Annotated in this window: 10 protein-coding genes; 7 read left to right on the top strand and 3 right to left on the bottom strand. The window is 73.9% G+C overall.

Features of this window, described 5'->3' with window-relative positions; genetic code table 11:
- Nucleotides 1–1,010: alpha-amylase family glycosyl hydrolase (locus ACWPXV_RS03330; protein WP_454083887.1), on the bottom strand; the 1,010-nt coding region annotated here is incomplete at its 3' end.
- 196 nt (nucleotides 1,011–1,206) lie between these two features.
- Nucleotides 1,207–2,652 (bottom strand): dihydrolipoyl dehydrogenase family protein, encoded by a 1,446-nt coding sequence (locus ACWPXV_RS03325; RefSeq protein ID WP_454083886.1) that lies wholly within the window; start codon nucleotides 2,650–2,652, stop codon nucleotides 1,207–1,209.
- A gap of 81 nt (nucleotides 2,653–2,733) precedes the next feature.
- Between ACWPXV_RS03325 and ACWPXV_RS03320 the strand changes: the two genes are divergently transcribed.
- Genes ACWPXV_RS03320 through ACWPXV_RS03300 form a run of 5 tightly spaced genes read left to right on the top strand, consistent with a single transcriptional unit; the run spans nucleotide 2,734 to nucleotide 6,344 of the window.
- Nucleotides 2,734–3,543, top strand: a complete 810-nt coding sequence (locus ACWPXV_RS03320) for an ABC transporter ATP-binding protein (protein ID WP_454083885.1) — start codon at nucleotides 2,734–2,736, stop codon at nucleotides 3,541–3,543.
- Nucleotides 3,543–4,223, top strand: a complete 681-nt coding sequence (locus ACWPXV_RS03315; protein WP_454083884.1) for an ABC transporter permease — start codon at nucleotides 3,543–3,545, stop codon at nucleotides 4,221–4,223. Before ACWPXV_RS03320 ends, ACWPXV_RS03315 begins: the two co-directional genes overlap by 1 nt.
- Entirely contained in the window at nucleotides 4,220–4,918 is a 699-nt protein-coding gene (locus ACWPXV_RS03310; protein ID WP_454083883.1) for an ABC transporter permease, read from the top strand. The genes ACWPXV_RS03315 and ACWPXV_RS03310 overlap by 4 nt, the downstream gene beginning before the upstream one ends.
- Nucleotides 4,915–5,841, top strand: coding sequence for an ABC transporter substrate-binding protein (locus ACWPXV_RS03305; protein WP_454083882.1), 927 nt, complete (start codon nucleotides 4,915–4,917; stop codon nucleotides 5,839–5,841). Before ACWPXV_RS03310 ends, ACWPXV_RS03305 begins: the two co-directional genes overlap by 4 nt.
- On the top strand, nucleotides 5,838–6,344 hold the full coding sequence (locus tag ACWPXV_RS03300; RefSeq protein WP_454083881.1) for a mycothiol transferase: 507 nt from the start codon (nucleotides 5,838–5,840) through the stop codon (nucleotides 6,342–6,344). The genes ACWPXV_RS03305 and ACWPXV_RS03300 overlap by 4 nt, the downstream gene beginning before the upstream one ends.
- A gap of 2 nt (nucleotides 6,345–6,346) precedes the next feature.
- Here the strand turns inward: ACWPXV_RS03300 and ACWPXV_RS03295 are convergent, their stop codons facing one another.
- Nucleotides 6,347–7,087, bottom strand: coding sequence for an alpha/beta fold hydrolase (locus tag ACWPXV_RS03295; RefSeq protein ID WP_454083880.1), 741 nt, complete (start codon nucleotides 7,085–7,087; stop codon nucleotides 6,347–6,349).
- Nucleotides 7,088–7,160: 73 nt separating this feature from the next.
- Between ACWPXV_RS03295 and ACWPXV_RS03290 the strand changes: the two genes are divergently transcribed.
- Nucleotides 7,161–7,859, top strand: a complete 699-nt coding sequence (locus ACWPXV_RS03290; RefSeq protein ID WP_454083879.1) for a helix-turn-helix transcriptional regulator — start codon at nucleotides 7,161–7,163, stop codon at nucleotides 7,857–7,859.
- Nucleotides 7,860–7,916: 57 nt separating this feature from the next.
- On the top strand, nucleotides 7,917–8,504 hold the full coding sequence (locus ACWPXV_RS03285) for a tetratricopeptide repeat protein (protein ID WP_454083878.1): 588 nt from the start codon (nucleotides 7,917–7,919) through the stop codon (nucleotides 8,502–8,504).
- Nucleotides 8,505–8,517 lie beyond the last annotated feature (13 nt).

Below are 8,517 nucleotides of genomic sequence, written 5' to 3'. Positions count from 1 at the left end.
CGCACGGCGTCGTCGCCGCCCGCGCGGTCCTCCTTGACGCCGGTGAAGCCGTGCTCGTCACCGGCGTAGACCGAGGGCGTGCCGGGGACGGTGAACAGGACCGCGAGGGCGTGGTCGAGGTGGCGCGGGTCGGTGAGCCGGCTGGCGATGCGGGTGACGTCGTGGTTGCCGACGAAGGTCTGCGGGACGAAGGCCCGGGCGAACTCGGCGTGGCGGCGCAGCGCGTGCTCGAGCTCCCAGGCGTTGCGGTCGTTGAGCGAGCTCCACACCGCCTTCCACAGCTCGTACTGGGTGACGGCGTCCATGCCGGACTCCGCGACGATCGCGGCGTAGTCGCCGTGAATGACCTCGCCGACGACGTAGGCCTGCGGGTGGCGCTCGCGCACGCGGTCGAGGACGGGCCTCCAGAACGACGGCGGGACGGCGTAGGCCGCGTCCAGGCGCCACCCGTCCGCGCCGCGGTCGAGCCAGTAGGTCATCACGCGCTCGACGTACTCGGCCACGGCGGGCTCGGCGTGGTTGAGCGCGACGAGCGCGGAGTGGCCCTCGAAGTCCTCGTGCGTGGGGGTGCCGCCGCCGTCGGGGGCGTCCGGGTCCGGCCAGTGGAGTCGGAACCAGCGGGCGGCGGGCGAGGCCGGGCCCTGCGCGAGCGCCTGCTGGAACGTCGCGAAGTCCTGGCCGACGTGGTTGAAGACGCCGTCGAGGACGACGCGCAGGCCGCGCGCGTGGGCGGCGTCGAAGAGCGCGACGAGGTCGGCCTCGTCACCCAGGCGCGGGTCGACGCGCAGGTGGTCGGTGGTGTCGTAGCCGTGGGTGAGGGAGTCGAAGACCGGTCCGAGCAGGATCCCCGAGGCCCCGAGCTCGACGGCGTGGTCGAGCCACGGCACGAGGCCGGGCAGTCGGTGGCTGACCTCGCCCGTGTGCTCGGCGCGGGTGGGCTCGGCGCCCAGGAAACCCAGGGGGTACAGGTGCCAGAGCACCGCGTGCTCCACCCAGTCCGGTTCGGTCACCGCTCACCACTCTCTCTCGCGTGTCAGCCCCCATCCTGCCCACACTCGGGCTCGATGCGCACGGCGCGGGGCGGAAATTCCGCTCCCCGCCTCCCCGCCCCCTCCTGGCGCCGAGCGCTGAGTTGTTCCGCGGTAACACCTCAGCGCTCGGCGCGAGGGCGGGGCGGTAGCTCGGCGCGAGAAGGGGGGTAACAACTTATCGCTCGGCGCGAGAGGGGTGGGGGCGGCCGTAGGACTCGAGGAGGCGCAGCCAGACCTCGCTCATCGTCGGGAACGCGGGGACGGCGTGCCACAGGCGCTCGAGCGGCACCTCACCGGCGACGGCGATGCTCGCCGAGTGCAGCAGCTCGGCGACCTCCGCCCCCACGAAGGTCATACCGACGATGACGCGCCGCTCCTCGTCCACGACCATCCGCGCCTGCCCGGTGTAGCCGTCGGCGTGGATCGCCGCGCCGGACACGGCGCCCAGGTCGTGGTCGACCACCCGCACGTCCATCCCGGCGTCCTTGGCCGCCGCGGCCGTCATCCCCACCGACGCCACCTGGGGGTCGGTGAAGACCACCTGCGCGGGAGCGAGATGGTCCGCCGTCGCGGCGTGCACGCCCCAGCGGGCGTCGTCGACAGGACGGCCGGCCGCCCGCGCGGCGATGACGTCGCCGGCGGCGCGGGCCTGGTACTTGCCCTGGTGGGTGAGCGGACTGCGGTGGTTGGCGTCCCCGACGGCGTAGAGCCACTCGACCGGCTCCCCCTCGCCGTCGAGCACGCGGAGGGTCTCGTCCACGGGCAGCCACCCACCCTCGAGGCCGACGGACTCGAGGCCGAGGTCGGGCTGCGGCTCGCGGCCGGTGGCGACGAGGATCTGCGCGACGCGCAGGGTACTGCCGTCGTCGCACTCGACCACGCGCTCCTCCCCGTTCACCCGGACGGAGGCCGCCGAGACACCGAGACGCAGGTCGACGCCGCGCTCCTCCAGCGCCGCGCCGACGCGCTCACCGGCGAAGGGCTCGTAGCCGGACAGCAGGGTGCTGCGCACGAGCACCGTCACGCGGGCCCCGAGGTCGGCGAAGCCGCCGGCCAGCTCGGCCGCCACGACGCCGCCACCGATGACGAGGAGGCTCTCGGGCACCTCCCGCGTCTCCAGTGCCTCGCGGTTCGTCCACGGCCGCGCGTCGCGCAGGCCAGGGATGTCGGGGACCACCGGGCGGGAGCCGGTGCACACCGCGACGGCGTGCCGCGCCACGAGGACGCGCTCCTCGCCGTCGGGGCCGGTGACCGTCACCTGCCGCCTCCCGCTCACCCGGCCATGGCCGCGGACGAGGTCGATGCCGGCGGACTCGAGCCACTCCACCTGCCCGGCGTCGTCCCAGCTGCTGACGAAGGACGTCCGCCGCTCGAGCACGGCGGACACGTCGAGCCCGCCCGTGACGCCCTGTCGCGCCCCGGCGACAGCGAGCGCGGCGCGCCTCGCCTCGCCGGGCCGCAGCAGCGCCTTGGACGGGATGCACGCCCAGTACGAGCACTCCCCGCCCACGAGCCGGTCCTCGACGACGACGGCACTGAGACCGCCCTGGACGGCGCGGTCGGCGACGTTCTCCCCGACCGGCCCGGCACCGAGGACGATGACGTCGTAGCTCTCGGGCATCTCGAACACCTCTCGACGGTCGGACGGTGTCCTGGGACCCTACGCTCGGCAGGTCAGTCCCGCAGCCGTCCGAGGAGTCCCATGATCGAGTTTCGTGCGGTGACCAAGCGCTTCGGCGACGCCGAGGCGGTCTCCGCCCTCGACCTCGTCATCCCGGCCCGGCAGACCACCGTGCTCGTCGGCTCGTCAGGCTCCGGCAAGACGACGATCCTGCGGATGATCAACCGGATGGTCGACCCCACGTCGGGGACGGTCGAGATCGACGGCACCGACATCCGCGAGCGCGACCCGGTTCAGCTGCGCCGCGGTATCGGCTACGTCATGCAGAGCGCGGGACTGCTCCCCCACCGCAGGGTGCTCGACAACGTCGTCACCGTGCTGCGGCTCAACAGGGCGCCCAAGGGGGAGGCCCGCCAGCGCGGCCTCGAGCTCATGGACACCGTGGGCCTGGACCGCGCCCTCGCCGATCGCTACCCGCGCCAGCTCTCGGGCGGGCAGCAGCAGCGGGTCGGGGTGGCCCGGGCGCTGGCCACCGACCCCAACATCCTCCTCATGGACGAGCCATTCGGGGCCGTCGACCCGATCGTGCGCACCGAGCTGCAGGACGAGCTGCTGCGCCTGCAGGGTGTGCTCGCCAAGACGGTCGTCTTCGTCACCCACGACATCGACGAGGCCTTCCGCCTCGGGGACCGGGTCGTCATCCTCGAGCAGGGCGGCCGGATCGCCCAGCAGGGCACGCCCGCGGAGATCCTCGCCGCCCCCGCCTCGGACTTCGTCGCGAGCTTCATCGGCGCCGACCGCGGCCGGCGGCGGCTCACCGTCGTCGAGCAGGACGGGCGGCGGCTCGCCGTCGACGCCGACGGACGGCCCGCCGGCGTCCTGGACCACTGATGAGCTGGTTCCTCGCCAACACCGGGCTCGTCGCCGAGCTCGCCGTCCAGCACGCCCGCCTCAGCGTCGTCCCGATCGTCCTCGGCCTCGTCCTCGCGCTGCCGCCCGGGGTGCTCGCGTGGCGCCGGCGGCGGGTCCGCGGCCCCCTCCTCGCCGCCGTCGGGCTGCTCTACACGATCCCGTCCCTCGCCCTGTTCGTCCTCATCCCGCCGGTCGTCGGGATCAGCTTCCTCTCCGAGCTCAACGTCGTCATCGCGCTCACCGTGTACGCCGTCGCCCTCATGGTCCGCTTCGTCACCGACGCCCTCGACGCCGTCGACCCGGCCGTCCGCTCCGCGGCCACCGCCATGGGCTACTCCGCGTGGGGCCGGTTCTGGGCGGTCGACCTGCCGCTGGCCGGGCCGGTGCTCCTCGCCGGGCTCCGGGTCGTCGCGGTGAGCACGGTGAGCCTCGTGACCGTCGGGGTGCTCGTCGGCACGCGCAGCCTCGGCTACCTCTTCATGGACGGCCTCCAGCGCGGGATCGTCGCCGAGATCGTCACCGGGATCCTCGCGACCGTCGCCGTCGCGCTCGTCTTCGACGTGCTCCTCGTCCTCCTCGGCCGTGTCCTGCTCCCGTGGAACCGCCGTCCGCCCCGGGCGGGGCGCCGGATCCAGCTCACCGCGGGGGGCGCGGGATGAGGCTCTTCGCCGACGCCTGGGCCTGGCTCACGGCCCCGGAGCAGTGGACCGGCACGACCGTCCTCGACCGCGCCGCTGAGCACCTCGTCTACACGCTCCTCGCGCTCGCGGTCTCGGCCGTCATCGCGATCCCGCTCGGCTACCTCGTCGGCCACACCGGACGCGGGCGGCAGCTCGCCGTCGCCCTCGCCGGCGCGGGCCGCGCCCTGCCCTCCCTGGGCCTGCTCACCGTCCTCACCCTGCTCGTTGGGGTGGGGGACGCCGCCCTCGCCGCGACGGTGGTCTTCGTCGTCCTCGCCGTGCCCTCCGTGCTCGCCGGCACCTACGCGGGTGTGGAGAACGTCGACGGCGCGGTGACCGAGTCCGCGCGGGCGATGGGCATGACGCCGTGGCAGGTCCTCACCCGCGTCGAGGCACCGCTCGGGCTGCCGCTCCTCGTGGGCGGCCTGCGCAGCGCCGCCCTCCAGGTGGTCGCCACCGCGGTGCTCGCTGCCTACGTCGGGCTCGGGGGCCTGGGGATCTACGTCCAGCGCGGGATCTCGCTGCGCCGCTACGACGAGATGCTCGGCGGCGCGATCGCCATCGTGGCCCTCGCCGTCGTCGTCGACGCGGTCTTCGCGGTGCTCGCACGAGTCGCGGTGCGCGTTGCGGGCGGAGAGGGCAGGCTCAGGGGGTCGACGGAAGGACACCGATGAAGACCACCCGCCTCGCGCTGCTCACCGCGGCCGTGCTCGCGCTCGCCGCCTGCGGTTCGGACGACCCCCTCGCCGAGCCCGGCCAGGACGGGACGACGACGGCGGACGGCGGCGGCGCCGTCGTCGTCGGTTCGCAGGCCTACTACTCCAACGAGATCGTCGCCGAGATCTACGCCCAGGTGCTCGAGGACGCGGGCGTGGACGTCACGCGCCAGTTCCAGATCGGTCAGCGCGACGTCTACCTCCAGGCCCTCGAGGGCGGGGAGGTGCACGTGCTGCCTGAGTACACGGGCAACCTCCTGCAGTTCTACGTGCCCGACACCGAGGCGCGCAGCTCCGAGGACGTCGCCGCGGCCCTGCCCGACGCGCTGCCCGAGGGACTCACCGTCCTCGACTACGCCGAGGCGCAGGACGCCGACTCCTACAACGTCACCGCGGAGTTCTCCGAGGAGAACGGCATCACGAGCCTCACCGACCTCGCCGGGTACGACGGGGAGATCATCATCGGCGGCAACGCCGAGCTGGAGAGCCGGCCCTACGGCCCCGAGGGGCTGCGGGAGTTCTACGGCGTGGACGTGGAGTTCCTCGCGATCGGGGACAGCGGCGGCCCGCTCACCAAGGACGCGATCCGCGACGGCACCATCACGATGGGCGACATCTACACCGCCGACCCGGACCTCGCCTCCGGCGACTTCGTCACCCTCGAGGACCCGGAGAGCATGATCCTCGCGCAGAACGTCGTCCCGCTCGTCGCGGCCGACCGCGCCGAGGAGCTCGCGCCGGTGCTCGACCCGGTGAGCGCCGCCCTCACCACCGAGGAGCTCATCGCGCTCAACGCGCGCAGCGTCGGCGAGCAGCTCGACTCCGCCACCATCGCCACCGACTGGCTCACCGAGCAGGGCCTGCTCGGAGGGGCCTCGTGAGCGCCGCCACCGAGCTGCTCCTCGACGCGTACTCGCGGGTCAAGGAGGCCGTCCACCGAGCCGGCGAGGGCCTGGACGCGGACGCCCTCGCCGCACGGCTGGACCCGGACGCGAACTCCATCGGGTGGCTGCTGTGGCACCTCACCCGGGTGCAGGACGACCACGTCGCCGACGTCGCCGGCCGGGAGGAGCTGTGGACCGCCGAGGGCTGGGACGCGCGCTTCGACCTGCCCGTGAGCGGCATCGGCTACGGGCACAGCTCCGAGGAGGTCGGCGCGGTGCGCGGCTTCGACGCCGAGCTCGTCCTCGCGTACTACGACGCCGTCCACGAGCAGACGCTCGCCTTCCTGGGCGAGCTGCGCGACGAGGACCTCGACCGTGTCGTCGACGAGAGCTGGGACCCGCCCGTCACCCTCAGGGTGCGGCTGGTCAGCGTCGTCGACGACTGCCTCGAGCACGCCGGCCAGGCCGCCTTCGTCCGCGGCGTGCTCGAGCGGAGCTGAGCTCAGCTCGTCCGGGCAGCGGCCGAGCGGATCACCTCGGCGAGGTCGCGGGGGCGGCTCCACATGGGCCAGTGCCCCGTGGGGAGGTCCACGACGTCGAGGCACTCGAGGTTCGCGACCTCGGCGAACATGGCATGGCCGCCGCGGGCCAGCTCGAGCACCTGCGCGCCCGGGATCGAGCAGCACACCAGGGTGGTCGGGACGCTGCGGCGGGCGTCGTTGGTGAGCACGACCGGCCGACGGAGCACCGGGCCGGGCTCGGGGACCGCGCGGGCCCGGAACCGCTCGAGCACCTCCGCGCTCAGGCCGTCGAGGCTCGCCTGCTCCGCGAGGAGGTCGAGGGACGGCAGCGGGAGCTCCTCGAGCTCCTCGGGCAGGTCCGGGGCGAAGGCGTTCCCCGTCGCCACGGGACCGGAGTCGACCCACACCACCCGGTGCACGAGCTCGGGGTGCCGGTCGAGGACGAGGCTGACGGGACCGTTGGCCCCACTGTGCGCGACGAGGGTCGCGGGTTCCTCCTCGGACGCACCGAGTCGAGCGAGGGCGTCGAGGACCGCGGCGACCTGGTCGTCGAGCGTCCTCGTCGCGCGCTGCGGGTCGTCGGGGTCGAGGCCCGGCAGCGTCATGGCGATGGTGCGGGAGCGGTCGGTGGCCAGGTGGTCCAAGACGTCCTCCCACGCCCACGCGCCCAGCCAGTGGCCGGCGATGAGGATGATGGGCGAGCTGGTCGTCGTCGTTGTCATGCCCCGACGTTCCCAGACGCTGCGGACAGCGGTATGTCACCATCTGTGTCATGAATGCGGATCGGTGACGGCGGTGAGACGAGCGGAGCGACTGCACGCCGTGTCAGAGATGCTGCGCCGGAGCGGGTCGCGGGGCTGCTCCGCCGAGCGGCTGGCACGGGAGTTCGGCGTCTCCGTGCGCACGGTCAAGCGGGATCTCGCAGCCCTCGACAACAGCGGCGTCCCCGTGTGGTCACGCCCCGGTCCGGGCGGTGGCTACGGCCTGGCCGCGGGCGCCTCCCTGCCGCCCGTCAGCCTGTCCCCGGCGCAGGCGGTGGCGCTCATGGCGGCCGTGTCCGCCGCGCCCGACGCGCCCTACGCCGACCTCGCAGCAGCCGGGATCCAAAAGATCCTCGACGTCCTCGACCCGCGGACCCGGGCACGAGCCCAGGAGCTGGCGGGCCGCGTCTGGGTCGACGCGCCCCCCTCCTCCTCGCGCGCCGTCAGGTCCGCGCTGGAGGAGGCGATGGCCGAGCAACGAGCCGTCCGCATCCGCTACACCTCGGGGGACGGGGCCACGACCACCCGCGACGTCGAGCCCGTGCTGTTCGCCTCGAGGAACGGCCGGTGGTACCTCGTGGGGTGGTGCCGGCTGCGCGACGCGATGCGGTGGTTCACCGTGTCGCGCATCGAGCGCGCCAGCGTCACCACGGCCGCGTGCAGCGGCCACACCGTCGCGGAGGTCGGGGAGCCGCCGGCGAGCGCCCGGCCGGTGCACGGCCGGGACGAGTGAGCGGCACACCGGCTTTCCCCGCACACCTCCCGCGGCACGCTCCCTAGACTCGGGGGCATGCGTGCACCGATCACCGAGGACGCCGTCGACGAGCTCGAGTTCTCCACGCCCGACCACCGCCGCGTCGCCGAGCAGCTCGCCGAGTGGGGCGACAACCCGCATCCGCGGGACGAGCTCTCCCCCCGCGAGCTGCTCACCGCCGCCGGGGAGCAGCTCGAGCTCGCGGGAGACCCGGAGGCCGCCGAGGCCGTCTACCGCCGGGCGGTCCGGGCCGAGGGGTTCAGCGAGCTGGACCCGCGCTCCCACCTCATGGCTCTGCTGCTCGAGCGGGGTGATACCGAGGAGGCGCTGGCCCTGGACACCGAGCTGCGACGGAGCCGCCCCGCGGACGCCGCGACCTACGAGTACATGGCCGACGTGTGGGCCGACCACGGCGACGACCGCCGCGCCCTGGGCTGGGTCTCCCGCGGGATCCGCGTCCACGAGGAGGGAGCCCCGTTCTCGGACACCGACTTCGCGATGCTCTGCCTCATGCGCTGGCGCATCCGGGAGCGCGAGGGCCAGGAGCCGGACGAGTACGACCTCGTGGGCATCGGGATGGACGAGCGGCTCGACCGCACCCAGGAGGAGCACCGGCCGCGCTGACGGGGCCCTGACC

The sequence above is a fragment of the Georgenia sp. Marseille-Q6866 genome, from assembly GCF_965111665.1.
The sequence above is the reverse complement of the archived record's forward strand: the minus strand, read 5'-3'. Positions and strand labels throughout refer to the sequence as shown.

Excerpts from the sequence above, each read along its gene's own strand:
- ACWPXV_RS03315 (WP_454083884.1), top strand. The coding sequence starts at position 3,543 with ATGAGCTGGTTCCTCGCCAACACCGGGCTCGTCGCCGAGCTCGCCGTC.
- ACWPXV_RS03320 (WP_454083885.1), top strand. The coding sequence starts at position 2,734 with ATGATCGAGTTTCGTGCGGTGACCAAGCGCTTCGGCGACGCCGAGGCG.
- ACWPXV_RS03285 (WP_454083878.1), top strand. The coding sequence starts at position 7,917 with ATGCGTGCACCGATCACCGAGGACGCCGTCGACGAGCTCGAGTTCTCC.
- ACWPXV_RS03325 (WP_454083886.1), bottom strand. The coding sequence starts at position 2,652 with ATGCCCGAGAGCTACGACGTCATCGTCCTCGGTGCCGGGCCGGTCGGG.
- ACWPXV_RS03295 (WP_454083880.1), bottom strand. The coding sequence starts at position 7,087 with ATGACAACGACGACGACCAGCTCGCCCATCATCCTCATCGCCGGCCAC.
- ACWPXV_RS03305 (WP_454083882.1), top strand. The coding sequence starts at position 4,915 with ATGAAGACCACCCGCCTCGCGCTGCTCACCGCGGCCGTGCTCGCGCTC.
- ACWPXV_RS03310 (WP_454083883.1), top strand. The coding sequence starts at position 4,220 with ATGAGGCTCTTCGCCGACGCCTGGGCCTGGCTCACGGCCCCGGAGCAG.